At 59.9% G+C, this 359-nt stretch carries 1 pseudogene; it reads left to right on the forward strand.

Annotation, left to right across the window (positions count from 1 at the left end):
* Positions 1-359 (forward strand): annotated as a pseudogene (locus EN850_RS36695) (metallophosphoesterase); the annotation flags it as partial.

Raw genomic sequence — 359 nt, forward strand, 5'->3', positions numbered from 1 at the left:
GGACCGACTTCATGATGGACATTAAGGACGAGGCGGACTTCCCGTGGCGGATGCAGGAAGCATCGAGCCAGCTGGAGGATTTTTCGAAGATCTGGCTCGACAGCGACGCGTGGCTGACGCCGCAAGACATGCTGGACTTTCACACGCTGACCCGCGCGTTCATCGAGCATCAGCTGGCGACGCCCTTCGACGGCACAACGGTCGTCGTCACGCATCATCTGCCCCATCCAGACTGTACGCCTGCCGCTTGTCGGGACCGGGACACCAGTTACCTGTTTGCTTGCGGCAAGGGCGCATTCGAGGGAATCCTGAATTCTGATGCGGCTCCTCCGGATTTGCGGTCACACGCATCATCCAAG

The organism is Mesorhizobium sp. M8A.F.Ca.ET.207.01.1.1, assembly GCF_004794715.1.
Taxonomy (GTDB): Bacteria; Pseudomonadota; Alphaproteobacteria; order Rhizobiales; family Rhizobiaceae; genus Mesorhizobium.